The organism is Bacillus sp. EB106-07-01-XG149 (genome assembly GCF_058791555.1).
The window spans coordinates 1044305-1062549 of record NZ_JBYTDP010000001.1 but is presented as its reverse complement, the minus strand read 5'-3'; the positions used below and the strand labels follow the sequence as shown (position 1 = coordinate 1062549).

Annotated in this window: 16 protein-coding genes and 3 pseudogenes; 14 read left to right on the top strand and 5 right to left on the bottom strand. The window is 31.8% G+C overall.

What is annotated here, in order from left to right; genetic code table 11:
- From AC3WTA_RS05420 to AC3WTA_RS05410, 3 genes are all read right to left on the bottom strand, one after another.
- On the bottom strand, positions 1-1695 hold the full coding sequence (locus tag AC3WTA_RS05420; RefSeq protein ID WP_000056089.1) for an HNH endonuclease: 1695 nt from the start codon (positions 1693-1695) through the stop codon (positions 1-3).
- Positions 1692-2054, bottom strand: a complete 363-nt coding sequence (locus AC3WTA_RS05415; protein ID WP_001070987.1) for a DUF3958 family protein — start codon at positions 2052-2054, stop codon at positions 1692-1694. Before AC3WTA_RS05415 ends, AC3WTA_RS05420 begins: the two co-directional genes overlap by 4 nt.
- 68 nt (positions 2055-2122) lie before the next feature.
- The gene (locus tag AC3WTA_RS05410; protein WP_000974201.1) at positions 2123-2395 is read right to left on the bottom strand and encodes a TIGR04197 family type VII secretion effector; all 273 of its coding nucleotides are present in this window, start codon (positions 2393-2395) and stop codon (positions 2123-2125) included.
- 561 nt (positions 2396-2956) lie between these two features.
- Between AC3WTA_RS05410 and AC3WTA_RS05405 the strand changes: the two are divergent.
- The 4 genes and pseudogenes from AC3WTA_RS05405 to AC3WTA_RS05390 form a co-directional block, all read left to right on the top strand.
- A pseudogene (locus tag AC3WTA_RS05405) lies at positions 2957-3528 on the top strand (imm11 family protein).
- A gap of 461 nt (positions 3529-3989) precedes the next feature.
- Positions 3990-4207: pseudogene (locus AC3WTA_RS05400) on the top strand (helix-turn-helix transcriptional regulator).
- A 13-nt stretch (positions 4208-4220) separates the two neighbouring features.
- Positions 4221-4679, top strand: a complete 459-nt coding sequence (locus tag AC3WTA_RS05395) for a DUF6773 family protein (protein ID WP_000413127.1) — start codon at positions 4221-4223, stop codon at positions 4677-4679.
- Positions 4680-4960: pseudogene (locus tag AC3WTA_RS05390) on the top strand (transposase); the annotation flags it as partial.
- Between the two features lie 128 nt (positions 4961-5088).
- Here AC3WTA_RS05390 and AC3WTA_RS05385 read toward each other — a convergent pair.
- Positions 5089-6039 (bottom strand): metal ABC transporter substrate-binding protein, encoded by a 951-nt coding sequence (locus AC3WTA_RS05385; RefSeq protein ID WP_001126161.1) that lies wholly within the window; start codon positions 6037-6039, stop codon positions 5089-5091.
- A 267-nt stretch (positions 6040-6306) separates the two neighbouring features.
- Between AC3WTA_RS05385 and AC3WTA_RS05380 the strand changes: the two genes are divergently transcribed.
- The 6 genes from AC3WTA_RS05380 (at position 6307) to AC3WTA_RS05355 (ending at position 12608) form a co-directional block, all read left to right on the top strand.
- Entirely contained in the window at positions 6307-6456 is a 150-nt protein-coding gene (locus tag AC3WTA_RS05380; RefSeq protein WP_000540925.1) for a hypothetical protein, read from the top strand.
- Positions 6457-6571: 115 nt separating this feature from the next.
- Positions 6572-7231 carry an oxidoreductase gene (locus AC3WTA_RS05375; protein ID WP_001042749.1) on the top strand — a complete coding sequence of 220 codons (660 nt, stop codon included), beginning with the start codon at positions 6572-6574 and terminating at the stop codon, positions 7229-7231.
- Positions 7232-8090: 859 nt separating this feature from the next.
- Positions 8091-8858 carry an ABC transporter ATP-binding protein gene (locus AC3WTA_RS05370; RefSeq protein ID WP_001244402.1) on the top strand — a complete coding sequence of 256 codons (768 nt, stop codon included), beginning with the start codon at positions 8091-8093 and terminating at the stop codon, positions 8856-8858.
- Positions 8848-10836 (top strand): FtsX-like permease family protein, encoded by a 1989-nt coding sequence (locus tag AC3WTA_RS05365; protein ID WP_000286985.1) that lies wholly within the window; start codon positions 8848-8850, stop codon positions 10834-10836. The genes AC3WTA_RS05370 and AC3WTA_RS05365 overlap by 11 nt, the downstream gene beginning before the upstream one ends.
- 81 nt (positions 10837-10917) lie before the next feature.
- Positions 10918-11589 (top strand): response regulator transcription factor, encoded by a 672-nt coding sequence (locus AC3WTA_RS05360; RefSeq protein WP_000720522.1) that lies wholly within the window; start codon positions 10918-10920, stop codon positions 11587-11589.
- Positions 11586-12608: a sensor histidine kinase gene (locus AC3WTA_RS05355; protein ID WP_001020444.1), complete on the top strand. Its 1023-nt coding sequence runs from the start codon at positions 11586-11588 to the stop codon at positions 12606-12608. The genes AC3WTA_RS05360 and AC3WTA_RS05355 overlap by 4 nt, the downstream gene beginning before the upstream one ends.
- Before the next feature lie 776 nt (positions 12609-13384).
- Here the strand turns inward: AC3WTA_RS05355 and namA are convergent.
- A complete protein-coding gene (gene namA, locus AC3WTA_RS05350; protein ID WP_001086182.1) occupies positions 13385-14422 on the bottom strand; it encodes an NADPH dehydrogenase NamA in 1038 nt (345 codons plus the stop codon).
- 133 nt (positions 14423-14555) lie between these two features.
- Here namA and AC3WTA_RS05345 point away from each other — a divergent pair, with 133 nt between their 5' ends.
- The 4 genes from AC3WTA_RS05345 (at position 14556) to fosB (ending at position 18241) form a co-directional block, all read left to right on the top strand.
- On the top strand, positions 14556-15008 hold the full coding sequence (locus tag AC3WTA_RS05345) for a methylated-DNA--[protein]-cysteine S-methyltransferase (RefSeq protein ID WP_000283909.1): 453 nt from the start codon (positions 14556-14558) through the stop codon (positions 15006-15008).
- A 7-nt stretch (positions 15009-15015) separates the two neighbouring features.
- Positions 15016-16020 carry a DUF2628 domain-containing protein gene (locus AC3WTA_RS05340; RefSeq protein WP_078183102.1) on the top strand — a complete coding sequence of 335 codons (1005 nt, stop codon included), beginning with the start codon at positions 15016-15018 and terminating at the stop codon, positions 16018-16020.
- Positions 16021-16104: 84 nt separating this feature from the next.
- On the top strand, positions 16105-17766 hold the full coding sequence (locus AC3WTA_RS05335; protein ID WP_000824266.1) for a peptide ABC transporter substrate-binding protein: 1662 nt from the start codon (positions 16105-16107) through the stop codon (positions 17764-17766).
- 58 nt (positions 17767-17824) lie between these two features.
- The gene (fosB, locus tag AC3WTA_RS05330) at positions 17825-18241 is read left to right on the top strand and encodes a FosBx1 family fosfomycin resistance bacillithiol transferase (protein WP_000911696.1); all 417 of its coding nucleotides are present in this window, start codon (positions 17825-17827) and stop codon (positions 18239-18241) included.
- Positions 18242-18245 lie beyond the last annotated feature (4 nt).

Below are 18245 nucleotides of genomic sequence, written 5' to 3'. Positions count from 1 at the left end.
TTATTCTCCTAAACTATTTTTTTTCTTGATTTCTCCAACTCCACCGAAATGCTTGAAGGTGCTATTTATATCAGTAGGTACTAATTGTATTGTTTCACAATCGTTAAGTTCATGCCAAGTGTAACGATTCTCAGTTCGCCATTTTTTGATATCTGTTCTGGTTATTTTCATTTCATCAGTTGATAGTTTCTTGGCCAATGCTTCATCGGCTTTTGCGAAATTTCCTTTTTTACCATCACGAATTTCAGTCATATCAATTTTTATTTCAGCTCTAGAAAAAGCTGAAAAGTTTGGCATTGCATTTTTATATTCTACTCCATCAACTTTAATTTCATCTAGATATTTTTTTACTTTTTCTTTGTTAGAAATGAATTTAGATTCTCCACGGTCACCTTTCCATTCGCCATGGTTTTTATTTGATACTTTAAGTCTTTCTTCATAAGAACTGTATTTTGGTGTAACAGTTCTGCCGTCTGTCATTTTTTGTTTGTTATTCTTCAATAAATCGCTAATTTTTCCTAAATCGATGTTACTTTTAGCGAACTGATATATTGATAGTGCCTGATTTAAATCAGATATACCAAATTTAGAGCGTAAATTATATTCACCAGCAAAAGCAAATCGATCTTTTAATGGTAAGTGGCTTGAAATATAAGGTATATCACCTGAAAATTTCGTTAACTTTACAGAGTCTCCAAGGGAAGTTACTTTTCCAATTTGGCCTGCTCCTTTATCTCCAATCCATCCTAAACCAAACTCCATAAAAATATTTGTTCCCCATTGTGTACGACTTTCAGCATCGCCATGCCAAAATTCATTCATAAAAGTGTCTGAAAAAGTATTTATCATGGTATATGCGGTTTCTATAGGATGACCTGCAGCATATTTTAGGTTTTCCTTTGTCACTGTATCGTCTAACGAATTGTATGTCTCTACTAAACCGCCAATAAATTTTCCAGAGCCATTCCAAACCCCTTTTATAAACTTTTCTAGTATATTCTTTTCAGAAGAACTACCTAATATTATACCAGATTCGATTAGATTATTTGTATTTATACTATTATCTAACCTAATATCATTGTCTAGGTATTCATGAATAGAATCTGCCCATTCCATATTTATTCTTTGTGTACTAAATGTACCGCTTGCAGGGCTAAAGCCTTTTCCACTTTGAACTTCAGCAAGGCCTGCGGCGATACTAGCCGCTAATTGAATCGCGGTAGCATAGTTATTACTAGATGTTTGATTAAATTCATATAGATGTTCTAACTTTTCCTGGATTTTACGGCGCATCTCAATAAATAGGTTAACCATTGCATCCATATCCGGTAGTGTCATAATTTGCTTCGTAACTTCAATACTTGCTATCATTCGGTCAATTTCTCGGATTTGTTCTAATAGTTCTTGTTCAACTACATCTGTTGAAGCGACTCTTGATTGAAATTCAGCAGGAAAAGCTTCATTTTGACGTAGTAATTCTTCACATAGGTAAATAATTCCCTGTGCTAAAGGAAGAAATGTTTCTGCAAAATACATTTTCGCACTATCATAAGTCTGACCCTGTAGGACAGAATCACTAACAAAACTGTCGATAGACTGGATTACTTGCTCCATACTTTGTATAGTAGCAGTACAAAAAGCATACATAGTGTTTGTTTGGGATTGTACTTCTCCAAGGTACATATTTAAACTCATAAATTGGCCTCCCTAGCAAGTTTTTGTTTTTGATGGGCGAGGTCATTTTCTAGATTGTATAATTTTTGTTTCTCTTGAATTAATGTTTCCTTTTGTTCTTCTAATTTATAAGAAAGGTTTCTTTCAATTTGTTGAGTTTCTAATTGTATATTGGTAAAAAAGCGAGAGAGTTCTTTATCACCATGCCATGTTTCTAACATACGATGAAAAAAGCGATGGCTGCGCATTCTTAATTCTTGAAAGTCTGCTTCTGCTTGTTCTTGTGTTTGTATTGCTCGTTGATTTTGGTATTGCTCCTCGGATAGATTTATTAGATTCTGACTTAAGACCTTCACTTTTTGTTCTATTTCTTGATTCATTTTTTCCGTCTACCTTTTTGCTTATATATAAGTTAACAGAAGGGATAAAGGACAATTTCTTAAAAAAGCTAAAAATTCTTCTGTAGTTCGTTGTCCATTCGTTCAAACTCTGTTGCTACAGACTGTATATTGTCAATTGATTGCTGAAAGGCAGCAAGAAATTGTCTAGTTAATTCTAATGCTTGCTGATTTGCTTCCTGTGCTTTGGAATTCACAGTTAAAGTTGTACGTGTCGCGTGTGTTATAGATTTGTTTGTTGCATTTTGAATTGCGTTAGAAGCTAACCTCATTTGAGTAACAATTTGTTCAGCTTTTTGAACATTACTTTGAAAGATTGCCATTATAATATAACTCCTTACTTTAATATGTTTTTTTAATAGTAAAAAGAAAAGGCTATGTACTTTAGTATGTTTAATATTAAATAAGTAGTTTCGTCATATGTTCTAAAACATAGCCCTGTATTTATTGGTTAATCCATAAAATGGAATGTGATATTAATTATACCAATAAATCACTAGATTTACTTAGGAGAATTTTAGTTTTAATACAAAATTCTCCATATTATAATGCGGCAAATCATATTGTACGATATAACAAGGGGAGCACTGTGGAAATACAAAATTTTATAAAAAAGTTTGAAATAGATTCAAACGCTGCTACTAACGGGGTAGTTTTTTTTCTGGATATCGAGCAATAGAGGTTAAATACGTAACTACGGAGGCAATGCATATAGGTGATCATGGACTGGAGTATATAGGGTTAGTATATGATACTCTGACAGAGATTAAAGAGTTTGGTGGTATTTAACCTGATGCTGTTAGGGTTATTAGATGGCAGTATAAAACTAAATCAACCAAAAGAATGGAACCTGATTAAGTAACAGAGTATATAGGAGGGAAAGTATGAAAATTTGGCAATTAAAAAGCTCGATTGATGATTATGAAACCTTTCAATTATTGAACTATGAAGAGGATAAAAAATATTTTAAAACTAGTTTTAATTCTATGGTGAGTTTGTCAGATTCATGGACGCCTAAGTTTATTGAGGTAACAGATGAAGGAAAACCAAGCGATTCCCCTATTTTTTGGGAAAGTCTGGTGTACAAATAATTAGTGAAAAAGCCAAGAATGTTTTAGAACCTATAGTAGGAGATACTATTGAATTTTTACCATTAATTCATAAACAAAAAAAAATACTATGCTATGCATGTTTTAAGGGTGTTGGAAGCACTTGATACTAATAAAACAATCTTTGATAAGTTAAGTTCAGTTCAGGTTTAATAATAGGATGTGAAAAATTTGTATTTATTCCTTATGTTGTCCAGCACGAACCAGTTTTTAAATTGAATATAAATGGGAAGGTCCATCCTAACTATCTTTTAGTATCAGATCAATTCAAAAATGCAATTTTAGAGAGTGAATTAAAAGGTTTTGAATTTATTGAAGTGTGGGATTCAGAAGAGGGTGCCATGTAGAGAAGTTATACTTTTACACTAGTTGGACTTGAACGCCTGGGTGATAAAGGAAATAAGTTAGGTAACTACATTAGCTAAAGGTGCAAAATTCTCTACAGAAATCTTCTTTTTCACAAGTGAATTTTCACGGACGGATTAACTATTTATAAAAAAGTTCCACTACGTTATCTCTTTATATAAAGGGATACATGAAGCAAGCGATGAAGTTGCAATGTATTAGTATTTGCATTTCAAATGAAAGTACACCAAAATACGGATATATAAATTCCTTGCTGTTACATTGGGGATACGAAAATAACTAAAAGAAAAAGGTGTCTACAGAAAAATTTCTATTCTTATATTTGTAGGGTAGTTTTAGATACAAAAATAAAGAGAATGGTAATGTATATGTGTCATAATGTAAAATATACATTTCATTTTCGTTGATGATAATTTAATATATAGAATATGGGATTTATGGTATGAAGTTATCATTTACTAATGAGACGTATTTAAAGTCTATAAGTAAAGAGAAAATTGCAAGAGTTAAAAAAGTCTAATTCAACTGGAGTTTACCGATATTGTAAACGCTACGCGAAAAACCAGTAGTCATATTGAAAGTAATAAGTTTAACCCTTCTTTGAAACTTTGTATTCGTATAGCTAAAACATTAGATAAGAGTTTAGATAAATTATTTTAGAAGGAACTCTAAAATGGAAAAACTAAAAAAATGGTTTTCACTCAGTATACATTCAGATGAAAGAATTCAAAAAATTGAAATGAAAATTTGGGCACAATCTGGAATTGTTGTCCTACTTTTAGCTTTTATTGATATTATCATAAGGGGAACATATCTACACCGCCCATTCCTAGAATGGATTGCTTCATTAGCCATTATAATTTGTTATATGATTTTCTTTTTTATTAAATCTATTCTAACTGGTGTTTATGAAACAGATATTAATAATAAAGAGCAATTAAAAGAAAAAATGAGTGATACCTTTATTTTGTGTTTTGTAGCAATAGGTGCTACCACATACAAATATAATTTACCTGAAGATTTTGTTGGATGGTTATCAGTAATAGCAAAATTCATTACACTTTTCATCTTCCTATTTGGGATTCAATACCTTATTACAGTAATAGCATGGAAGAGATCCAATAAAATATAAGGAAACGAAACAAAATCTATCAGCGTCTCTGTCAAAAATCAAAAACAGCGAAAAAAAGTATGAGAACGCTTATGTACAAAAAAGGTAAAGAATTATATACAAAACGAAAAATAGAGGTAGAACCCGTATTCGGTCATATTAAATAGAATCGCTTCTTCCAACGTTTTTCCTTAAGAGGCCTTTCCAAAAATCGACTGGAATGGGGTTTTATTTGTGTTTCCCATAATTTACGGAAATGGACAACAACAGCTCAATCTAAAGCGAAAAATGCCCGGTTATAGTAGAAAATCTGTTGATTTTCTACTATAACCGGGCATTTTTCATCCATATTAAAGTTAAACTAAAAAACTGTCTCCAAAAGGTCTTGTTTAAAGACCTTTTGAGACAGCCTCTTCTTATCAAAAGTTGATTAGTTAGTAGCTTCTTTCAATGTGTTTACGTTTTCTTCCATTAAAGTGAAGTAATCTTTATTACTCTTCGCGTCATCTTCAGAAATAGTAGCAAGATGATTTAAACGTAAAATTTTTGTACCCGTCTCTTTTTGAATTACGGACGCTACCTTTGGTGTAGAGAATGTTTCAAATAAAATATATTGTAGATTATGTTCTTTTACTGTTTTTGTAATGTCAGCAAGCTGTTTTTGAGATGGTTCATCAGAAGCTGAAATACCAGCGATAGCAATTTGTTTCAGGCCATAGCGTTGTTCCCAGTATCCATAAGCCGCATGAGAAACTAAAATATCTTTCGTTTTTGCATTCGCAACAGCTGCTTTAAATTGATCATCTAAATCAGTAAATTTTGTTTGAAGTGCTGCGAAGTTTTTTTCGAACTCTTGTTTATGATCAGGTTGTAATTCTACAAGTGCATTTTTAATTTTTTCTGCCTGTTTCATTGCTAGAGTAGGGTCTAACCAAATGTGTGGGTCTTTATCGTGATGATGTTCATCCTCTTTATGACCGTCTCCGTGATCATGATGCTCTTCTTCAGTAGAAGTACGCAATTCAATACCTTTTGATGCATTTACAATTTTAACATTTTCTTTTTGTAATGCTTTTTCCATTTTTTCAGCAAATGGTTCTAATTCAGCACCGTTATAAACGAATAAATCCGCTTTTGCAACTTGTACTGTTTGTTTTTGACTTGGTTCAAATGTATGTGAATCTGCACCAGGTGGGTAAATCGCTTCAACAGTTACATAGTCGCCACCAATTTTTTTTGCAAAATCTGCAAGAGGAAAAATAGTAGTATAAACAGTTAGCTTTCCGTCTTTCTTGGCATTACCTTCTTTTTTATTTGAGCAGCCAGTAAAAATTAAAGTGAAAATAAGTAAGAATGAAAATATAGTCAATCTTTTAGGCATGAAGTTCTCCTCTTTTCTTTTTTTACGGATATATTTTCCCCAATTATAGAAGAAAAATATCATTTTAATACAAAACGGAATAATTACGTTTTAGTTTGCGAACTTAGTATAATACATCTTTTATAAAGTTGCAATAAATAATAATCATTCCGATTTGTTTTTGTTATAAAGTTGTCAAATTTGGATGTATTATTTTTAGGAATGCATGCATATGTGACAACGCTACGTTCATATATTTGAAAGGAGGGTGCAGAGGGGGATGAGTGTTTGGGTTACTTAATGGAAGCTATTTTATTGATATTAGCGGTAGTATTACCATTAGCATTAGTCTTAATTTTTTTAAGAAGATTAATAAGTAATTTAGGAGATGCATCAACAGTAACAAAATTGCGAGAGAAAGATGAGAAAAAAGAGTGAGTAAAGCACTATGCGTACGCATAGTGCTTTACTTGTGGTAAAATGAGAGAAGGAAACTCCTAAAAGTTGTATTTTACTGAAGGAGAGAAAAGTAAAATAAGAGGTATATGCATATATGAATAAGCGAACAGCGTTAGTACTTGGTGCAAGTGGTTTAGTTGGACAAGAGATAACGCGTCTATTACTTGAATCAGATTACTACGATTCGGTTACTATTTTTGTAAGGGAACCAATGCAATGGCAACATGAAAAGTTACAGCAAAAACAAATAGATTTTTCGGTGTTAGAGGAATATAAAGAGTTTTTTGCTGTAGATGATGTATTTAGTTGTCTAGGAACAACAATCAAAAAAGCAAAAACAAAGGCAAATTTCAAAAAGGTAGATTATGAATATACGTTACGAGCTGCTTGTTTAGCTGAAAAACAAGGGGTACAAAATTTCCTTGTTGTGTCTTCAATGGGAGCAAAACCTAAATCGTTTTTCTTTTATTCGCAAGTTAAAGGGAGAATGGAAGAGGAATTACAAAAGTTAGTCATTGGTGGTATTCATATTTTTAGGCCATCTTTATTAGTAGGAAATCGACAAGAATTTCGTTTCGGTGAACGAATGGCTGAAAAGTTATCTCGTATCATTCCTTTTATATTTAAAGGTGCTTTCAAAAAGTATAAACCTATTTCAGCTAAAGATGTGGCGAAAGGGATGTATATAACTGCATTGCGAGAAGAATCGGGTATCCATATTTATAATTCAAATGAAATTACAACGATAGAATAAAAAACGAGAAGAATGGCTTTTACTGAAAGACAAAGGAAATAGAGTTTTAGGCTTGGATTAACAGTAAATACATGTTGTTTAACACTTATACTAAAATGAAAGAGGAGTGGGGAATCCACTCCTTTTATCACGCCAATTTATGATCTTAATTCTACTTTTATCCCTCATACGTCTCAAATACGTCTGATTTTATGGTACAGAAATGTTAAAAGAACATAAACCTGAGATGATTGGAATGTCAGCTGATGCGATTTAAAAGCTGAAAGAAACAATTTCAATAGATGTCTCTATTGCTAGAGAAAATGACACTTTCTTATAACCAATTGTGGTTGTGGTAATTGGTTTAGGATTGAAATTATGCTTAAAAAACAAAAAAGATAAGGGTTTCTAAATAAAATTTGAACTTTAAGATTAGGTTAGATTAGAAATGGATAACTAGTCCTTTGATCTAAAATATTTTTTGGGGAGAAAATTAATGATATTTTATTAATAGTAAAGTTCTTTCTCCAATATGTTTGCCAAACGTAGATAAAGTATGTTTAATCAATATTTGGAATGAAAACTCTAGATTTTCTATGCTACATAGAAAATCTAGAGTTTTTTTATAACCTATAATTACATAAGTCTTATCATTTTTGCACCAGAAACGATATCCCTACATTTATCTGACCATTTGGTTAAGGCATCGAATAGACCTTACGTATACCACTGCGATTTCTGATAACTTACATGTAGAGGTATCACTCAATATAACAAAAATGTAATGTTAATGAAATGTAATTCCACCGATACTATTAATGAAATTATATAAAATGAAGGGGAGTTAAAGAATTTTTATAATGAAAAAGGAGAAGTATTAATGCGAAATATATTAAGTGTAGAAAAAATTGAAAAATATTATGGTAATAAAGATAATGTAACAAAGGCTATAGATAATATTAGTTTTAAGGTAGATGAGGGAGAATTTGTTGGGATAATGGGGCCTTCAGGAAGTGGCAAAACTACATTACTTAACTGTATATCAACGATTGATAATGTTACTACGGGAAAAATAATGATAAATAATAGTGACATTACTCGGTTAAAATCAAAGTCACTAGATAAGTTTAGACAAAATGAATTAGGGTTTGTATTTCAGGACTTTAATTTATTAGATACCCTTACTGCTTATGAAAATATTGCTCTAGCGTTAACTATAAAAGGTGAGGCAAATTCAAAAATTGATGAAAAAATACAAGCGGTTGCAAAATATTTAGACATTGAACAAGTATTAAGCAAATACCCTTATCAAATATCAGGCGGACAAAAACAAAGGGTTGGTTCGGCAAGAGCTATCGTAACAGATCCATCTTTAGTACTTGCAGATGAACCAACAGGATCGTTAGATTCTAAATCAGCTAGATTATTACTCGAAAGATTTGAAAGTCTAAATAAGGATTTAAAAGCTACAATACTTATGGTTACTCATGATGCATTTACAGCAAGCTATGCTCGTAGAATTCTTTTTATTAAAGATGGAAAAATATTTATCGAGTTGGTAAGAGGGAATGATTCCAGAAAAGAATTCTTTACTAAAATTATCGAAGTTATAACTCTTCTTGGAGGTGACGATAATAATGTACTCTAAGATTGCTATTGGGAATGTAAAGAAAAGTTTTAAAGATTATGCAATATATTTCTTAACACTAACACTGGCTGTTTGTATATTTTATAGCTTTAACTCAATAGAATCACAAAAGGCACTTATGGAAATTAACGCTTCAGATAGAAAGTATGTGCCTACAGTAATGAACGCTATCTCAAATGTGTCAGTATTTGTATCTGTAATATTAGGTGGTTTAATATTGTATGCAAATAATTTTTTAATTAAAAAACGTAAAAAAGAATTAGGAATATACATGACTTTAGGTATGGGAAGAAGAAACATATCCAGAATATTAGTAATAGAGACATTTCTAGTTGGCGTTATATCTTTAGTGAGTGGACTTATAATAGGTATTGGAGTATCGCAGGGGTTATCTACATTTGCATTAAAGCTATTTGACTTGCCCATCAATAAATATAAATTTGCAATTTCAACAGGTGCTATAGGTAAAAGTGTATTATACTTTGGAATCATGTTTTTACTTGTTATGTTATTTAATGTATATGTTGTTTCTAAATACAAAATAATTGATTTGTTAACAGCAGGTAAAAAAAACGAAGATGTAAAATTTAGAAATCCTCTTATCTATGTAATCATATTTATTATGTGTGTAGCATCACTTGGATATGCATATGTGACTGTACTAAAAATCGGATTGAATTATAATAATCCTATGCTCATGGTATCAATCATACTTGGCATATTAGGTACATTGCTGTTTTTCTTTAGTTTATCTGGATTTATATTATATGTTGTAAAGAAGAATAAAAAAATCTATTTTAAAGGTTTAAATATATTTATCATCAAACAAATAAATAGTAAGGTTAATACAAATTTTATATCCATGTCTGTAATCTGTTTAATGTTATTTCTTACAATGGTGGCCCTATCTACAGGAATCAGCTTTAACAGAATGATGGACGCAACAACGAAAGAAGTAACACCATTTGATGCCAGTATTACGTTGGAGAATAAGGATGAAAGTTACACTATAGAAGACGTATTAAATAAAGCTAATTTTAAAATAAGTAATAACGAAAAATATGTATCTTATAATGTATATCCAACAGGAATGGAAGTGGGGGACTTAGTACCGGAAGTACGTAAAGATTATAAGAAAAGCGGTATGGATTTCATTGAATTATCTGATTATAATAAAATTTTAAATCTTAAAGGTGAAAAGGAAATCACTTTAAATAACAATGAAGTTTTACTTTTATCAAATGATAAGCGGTTGCTTAATTCGATAAATGAAAGATTAAAAAATAGCAATAAGGTAAATATTAAAGAAAAAGAATATCTGGTAAAATACGCTAAAATTATACAAGAGAGTCTTTACACTTCTGATACGCAACCTTATTTCTTCAAAATCGTTATAAATGATGATTTTTTATCAGACTACAAAATTATTGAATCCGTACTTAATGTAAATTATTTAGATGGAAATAGAGAAGAATATAATAAAAAATATGATAACGTTGCACGGAGATTTCATGACGAAAATGGCCCGAAATTAAATATTAATCGTATAGCAGGCAAATCAAAGGATGAAGTTTGTGCAGAAATTAAGGGAATGAAAACTATCGTACTGTTTATTGGGATATATATAGGTATTGTATTTTTAATAACGAGTATGGCTGTATTAGCTCTTCAACAATTATCAGAAGCCAGTGATAGCATAGATCGATATAAATCTTTGAAGAGAATTGGTTCAAACGGAACAATGATCGACAAAGCGATTTTCATTCAAACTTTCGTATACTTCAGTCTTCCAGTTTTTCTTGCTTTAATTCATTCTGCAGTTGGAATTTATGTAGTTAATGATTTTATTAACGCATTTCAACAAGTAGACATTACTTTACCAGCATTGATGACTGGCTTAGTATTTCTTGTAGTTTATGTAATATATTTCTACACGACATATGTCGGTTATAAAAATATTGTAAAAAGTAATACTTGATTTTATAATGCTCATTAAGGCTATTACACCTTGTTTCTCAAGATGTAATAGTCTTATATTCTGTATAGGGAGGGAAAAGTCATGAAAAAAATCATTCTGATTGAAGATGATGAAATCATCAGAGAAGAATTACAACATTTTTTTATAAAGTATGGATATGAAGTAAAGGCTCCCACAGATTTTAATCATATTATCGAATATATAGAAAGTGAGAATGCAGACCTTATATTACTAGACATAAATCTTCCTGTGTTTGATGGCTATTATATATGCAGAGAAATACGTAAAACTTCAGATGTTCCAATCTTCATGGTTACAAGCAGAGATAGTGATGTAGATGAACTAATAAGTATGAATTTAGGAGCAGACGATTTTATAACAAAGCCGTATAATACAGAAATACTATTAGCAAGAGTAACAAACATTTTAAGAAGAACAACTGGAGATTTCAAGACGAATCATATCTTAGTTTATAGAGACTTTAATTTAAATCTTTCAAATGCAACAGTTACTTATCAAGACAAGTCTGTAGAATTAACTAAAAATGAAGTTAAAATACTCTCATGCTTAATAAATAATCGCGGAAATATTGTAAAAAGAGATTCACTCATAGAAACTTTATGGAAATCTGATTATTTTGTGGATGATAGCACCTTAACTGTTAATATAAATAGATTAAGAAAAAAGCTTGAAGAGATAGGTATAGAAAATCCAATTGCAACAAGAAGAAGCTTAGGGTATATAATGCCATGAATATAGGTGAATTTATTAAAGATAAAATAGTAGTAATACTATCAAATGTACTGGTATATATCATACTAGCAGGTATATTGCTGACTGCGCACATTCCGTTCATTATCATATTTTTTGTCTTTTGTATTTGGTTTTTTCCATTAATTTCATATATGGCTATAGAATTTATAAGATGTAAAAATTATTATAATGAGATTAACAGCATATTAGAAAACTTGGAGAAAAAATACTTACTTCCAGAGGTAGTAAAGGAAGCAAACTTTATACATGGGGAAAAGCTTAACGCTATACTGAAAGAAGTAAGTAGAGATATGCATGAAAATGTAAAATATTATAGAGATATGCAAATAGATTACAGAGAATATATAGAGACATGGGTGCATGAAATTAAGACACCAATAGCTTCTACAAAGCTAATAATTGAAAATAATCAAAATGAAGTAACTAATAAAATTGACTCTCAAATGGATCGAATCGAGGGTTTTGTAGAACAGGTTCTGTATTATTCTCGAAGCAATAACGTTAATAAAGACTATATTATAAAACCAATCAAACTTGATGATGTAGTAAGAACTGTAATTAAAAGAAATTATAGAGATTTTATTCATAAGAGAATAAAATTAGATATAAAAGATATTAATGAAATCGTATATAGTGATAGGAAATGGGTTGAATTTATTATTAATCAAATATTAGGAAATTCCATAAAGTACTCAAATAACAAAGAACAAATGATACGTATATACTCAATTAAGAAAACTAACTCAGTAATACTAAATATAGAGGATAATGGAGTAGGGATAGTAACTCAAGATATAAATAGAGTTTTTGAGAAAGGATTTACTGGAGAGAATGGAAGAAGATTTAGCAAAAGTACAGGAATGGGCTTGTATCTATGCGAAAAACTGTGCTCAAAATTAGGTATGGAAATTGCCATTGATTCTGAAGTGAATATAGGAACTAGAGTTACATTAATATTTCCATTGTCAGGTATGGTAACTTTTGAGCCTTATTTATAAAATAGATGCTGCTATCTTTCCACGAATTTCATATAAAACTTAAGAACAAATGTAAAACGGTATGAAAAGACTAGAAATTCTCTTCATACCGTTTGTATTATTTAGCCATTTAACATATTGATATATTTAATTGTGAATCGGATGTTTTGTGTCTAAATTGTGTTCGAACCTACTATTTTCTTTTTTGATATGGTGACTCCCACTACGAGAATGATATTTTAGTCTATAGATATTGACCTCATTAGATCCCCTTAGTTCACTGAAACTTTCTTAGCGTTGTAAAAATCTACATATTTTCTAGACAGTTCTGTGTCTAAACTTATATTACACTTAAAGTAAGTATGAATAATTTCAATTTTTTAAGGTCTAATTTAATCAAACTTTATTTCCAAGCTACAACGGTTGCGTTATTTGAATAGAAATAAACTAAGTTGTTTCTATTTATCTATTTTATTACTCTCACTATAAAACGCCTTTCTTTAATAAGGTGGTATTTTTTCACATGGATAACACTTTTAAGAGATTGAATTTATTTAGGTGGAAAAATTGTGAAGTATTGTACTTAAAGTAAAGAGGGCAGTTTTAAAAGAAAGGACATAACATATTTGTTGACTTAATGAATGTAGTGATAAATGGGTGATAAAAAACATAAAAAATAGGTGTATCAAGCAAAGTGTTGATACACCTTAAAACTACATTGTTAAACAACATGTGTTGTCCTGTAGCATATCTTATATTAATTATTTTAGGTTCAGTCTTACATATTCTTCTCGGTTTTATTTATTCGTATGAATTTTTCTTGGTGCTCGCTTATATTGGTGAGGTTCTTGTAATTCAAAGCCAAGTTCATTGGCCGCAATTCTCGGGAAGTACGGATTGCGAAGTAACTCACGTCCGATGAAAATTAAATCTGCTTCGTCATTATTTAAAATTTGCTCTGCTTGTGACCCAGTCGTAATCAATCCAACTGCACCAGTTGCAATCTTAGTATGCTCTTTAATATGTTTGGCGTATTGTACTTGGTAACCGGGATACACATCAATATGTGCTGGTACAACTGCGCCAGAACTACAATCGATTAAATCTATTCCCTGTTCTTTCATCCACTTTGTATACTGAACGTAATCTTGAACCGTTAGCCCGTCAGGGTGATAATCATTTGCTGAAATACGAACGAATATTGGTCCGTCCCAAACTTCATTTACAGAGTCGATGATTTCGCGTAAGAAACGATAGCGGTTTTCAGGTGAGCCGCCGTATTCATCAGTTCGTTTATTAGTAAGTGGTGATAGGAATTCATTGATAAGGTAACCGTGAGCGCCATGTAGTTCGATAATATCAAATCCGGCTTGTTTTGAACGTAACGCGGCCCTCTGAAAAGCTAATATAGTCTCTTTGATTTGTTGTATATTCATTTCTACTGGTATTTTCATCGTATCATTAAAAGGAATTGCAGAAGGAGCGAAAGCATTCGTATTTAATTCAGCTTTTCTTCCGGCGTGAGCGAGTTGAATGGCAGCTTTTGCACCGTTATCATGTATAAAAGTAGTCGTTTTATGTAAGCCTTCAATTAGGTTGTCATCCCAAATGCCTAAGTCTTTGTTAGAAATTCGTCCTTCAGCTAACACCGCAGTTGCTTCAACCATAACTAAACCTACTTGGCCAGCAGCGCGAGTTCCATAATGAATGAGATGAAAATTCGTAACGCTGCCATCCTCATTCCCCGATGAATACATACACATAGGCGACATAACGATACGATTTTTTAGTGTAACGTTCTTAATTGTATAAGGTGAAAAAAGCTTGGAATTCATCAAATAGCCTCCTTGATTGAATTTTCTTATATTTTACCATTCTCTTTTTTGTTTCTCTAATAAAACGCTTATACGAAAAATTTTGTTTATTCGTGTTACAATGACTAATATGAACTGAATTGGAGGATGACATATGTACCAGGCTTATTATGAAAGCGAAGTAGGTTTGCTAGAAATTAAAGCAAATCAAGAAGGAATTACGTCTGTTATATTTGTTGATGAACGACAAGAAGAAAATAAAAATGAAATGATAGAACAATGTATAAATGAGTTAGATGAATATTTTAAAGGGAAAAGAAAAGAGTTTACGGTCCCGCTGTCTGCGGAGGGCACATCATTTCAAAAAAATGTATGGGATGCACTTTATACTATTCCGTACGGCGTAAGTGCTTCATATTTAGATATTGCAGAGAAGGTTGGAAATACAAAAGCTGTACGGGCAATAGGAGGAGCAAATAGTCGGAATCCAATTTCAATAATCGTTCCATGTCACCGTGTAATAGGAAAGAGTGGAAAGCTTGTTGGATATGCTGGTGGTTTATGGAGGAAAGAGTGGTTATTAAAACACGAAGGTATTTTGAAATGACGTATGGATGGGAAGAGGGATTGTTTTGAAATGTATAAATTGTGGGCAACTTTGCGAGGGAGATCAGTTGAATTGTGAAAGTTGCCAGCGGACTTTGCATACTGAACAAGGTGAAGGATGCTCGCTAATAGACAAGGAATTAGAAGTATATGTAGGGAGACAATATCCGTATTACAAAAGGAAATGGGAGCTTGAGAATAAGCGGATTGCTAGGTGGAGCTGGAATGGTTGGGCTGCTATTTTCAATATAGGCTGGCTAGGATATCGTAAGTATTATGTACCAGCTACTTTATTTATGTTGTTATTAGTAGCGTGTGATGCATTTTCGTATTATATGGGATTTAATGTAGCGTTGCCAATCATTAATATGGTGCCTCTTACGTTTTTATTACTCATTTTTATTCTGTTTGGAATGGGGATTTTTGCAAATGGATTATACTATCAATTTGCGGAAAGACGTATATACCGAATAAAAGCAAGAGAAATAAAAGATAAATCAGTTGAAAACTATCTTATCCATGATAGCGGCGGAACGAGCAAAATGGGAGCGACAATTGTTACTATTTTAGCAGTTGCTAGCATATTTTTTAGTCATTTCTTTTTTCCGACTGATCGAGACGTTATTCAAAAGGTTCGTACAAGCTCGCTTTATGAATATCCTTTCTTTTCCATAGGTGAATCTTTCGAAAATTATTTTCAAAATTCAGGTTGGATATATTATCGTGGAACGGAAGGGTTAGAATTAGTAGAATTCCAAGGATATAACGCTGGAACGCCAAGGCAAAAGGTGGCGATTCAATTTGTTGTCGATTATAAATTGGGTGAAGTGGAACCATACTCACTTACGGTTAACGGTGAATCTAAAAATGAAGAAGAGTTTTTGAAGATGATGGAAGAAATATTTAAGGTCCAAAATCCATTTGATATAGAGGATGGATTACAAGTAAATGCTATTCAACAAAGCGGCTGGAAAGAAATTTCTGACCGCTTTTTTCTATGTTTGTTAAAATAAATATTTAAAATAATCAGAATCTTTTGTATAATGAAATATATTATATAGGATTTAACTTATACATATAGATTGGGGGAAGGAAGAATGAAGAGAAAGACAACAACAATTGCTGCACTTGCGTTAACGACGAGTGTATTGGTTGCAGGATGTGGGAATGGTGAGAAGGCTTCGACAACGAAGAAAGAATCGAATAAGGGAGCAGCAGATAAGCAAGTATTAAACTTACTAGAAACAGCAGAAATCCCTTCAATGGATACGTCAAAATCAACAGACTCTGTATCATTCCGTGCCTTTGTAAATGCAATGGAAGGGTTATATCGTTTAGATAAGGATAATAAACCAACACCAGGCATGGCAAAAGATGTGAAGATTAGTGAAGATAAAAAGACATATACATTTGAATTACGTGATGCGAAATGGTCAAATGGTGATCCAGTTCGAGCACAAGATTTTGTATATGCATGGCAACGTACATTAGATAAAGCAATAGCGGCAGAATATGCATTTATTTTATTTGATGTGAAAAATGCACAGAAAGTAAATAAAGGAGAATTACCATCAGATCAATTGGGTGTTAAAGCGAAGGATGATAAAACGTTAGTAGTAGAATTAGAACAGCCAGCACCATATTTCCTTGAGCTTACTTCATTCCCTACATTTTTCCCTTTAAATGAAAAATATGTGAAAGAACAAGGGGATAAATATGCATTAGAAGCAGATAAACTATTATATAATGGACCATTTACGATGAGTGAATGGAAACATGAACGAAGTTATCAGTTAAAGAAAAACCCTAATTATTGGGATAAAGATACTGTGAAGTTAGAAGAAATTAATGTGAATATTGTGAAGGAAACGAGCACGGGAGTAAACTTATATGATAGTGATCAAGCGGACCGTGTTATTTTAAGTTCTGAATTTGTTGATAAGTATAAAAAGAATAAGCCGGATGAATTTAAAACGAAGTTAGATCCACGTATGTATTTCTTACGTTTTAACCAGAAAAATGCAACGTTTAAAAATCAAAAAGTTCGTGAAGCGATTGATCTGGCATACGATAAAAAAGGAATTGCAAATGTTATTTTAAATGACGGATCATTACCAGCATATTTCTTAGTACCTGAGAAATTTACGACAGGACCAGATGGGAAAGATTTCCGTACTGTAAATAAAAATTTCCGTGACAGCAAAGATAATGCTGAAAAAGCAAAAAAATTATGGGAAGAAGCGAAGAAAGAGCTTGGCCAAGATACAATTACAGTAGAATTTCTAAATGATGATAACGGTAGCCGTAAAAAAGTGGGTGACTTTATTAAAGAAGAGTTAGAGAAAAATTTACCTGGTATTAAAGTGAATTTGAAACAACAACCATATAAGCAAAAGCTAGAGTTAGAAAAGAAATTTGAATATGAATTCTCATTATCTGCATGGAGTCCGGACTATCCAGATCCAATGACTTATATTGATATGTTTGTTACTGGAAGCTCATTTAATGAAATGGATTATTCTAATCCGAAGTATGATGATTTAGTAGCGAAATCAAAAGGAGAACTATTAAAAGATGATAAAGCACGCTGGAATGCCCTTGCAGAAGCTGAAAAAATCTTAATTGGTCAAGATGCTGCCATTTCTCCTACGTACCAACAAAGTACGGCTTACTTAGAGAAGCCATACGTAAAAGGTATTGCGAATCATACGTTTGGTGGGGACTTCAGTTATAAATGGGCATATATTACAAAAAAATAGTATAATAAAAGATGAGTGAATTTTCGCTCATCTTTTATTTGTATAGGAGGAATTAGAGTTGTTAAAGGGAATCAATCATCTTTGTTTTTCAGTGTCTAATTTAGAAAAATCTATTATATTTTACGAAAAAGTACTAGAAGGAGAATTATTAGTTAAAGGGAGAAAACTTGCGTATTTTAATATATGTGGGGTATGGGTAGCACTTAATGAAGAAACACATATTCCGAGAAATGAGATTCATCAATCTTATACGCATATTGCGTTTTCAGTTGAACAGAAAGACTTTGAACGTCTACTGCAACGATTAGAAGAAAACGATGTTCATATTTTACAAGGAAGAGAACGGGATGTAAGGGATTGTAAGTCTATATATTTTGTTGATCCTGACGGCCATAAGTTTGAATTTCATTCAGGGACATTGCAAGACCGACTGAACTATTATAGGGAAGATAAGTCTCATATGACATTTTACTAAGGGT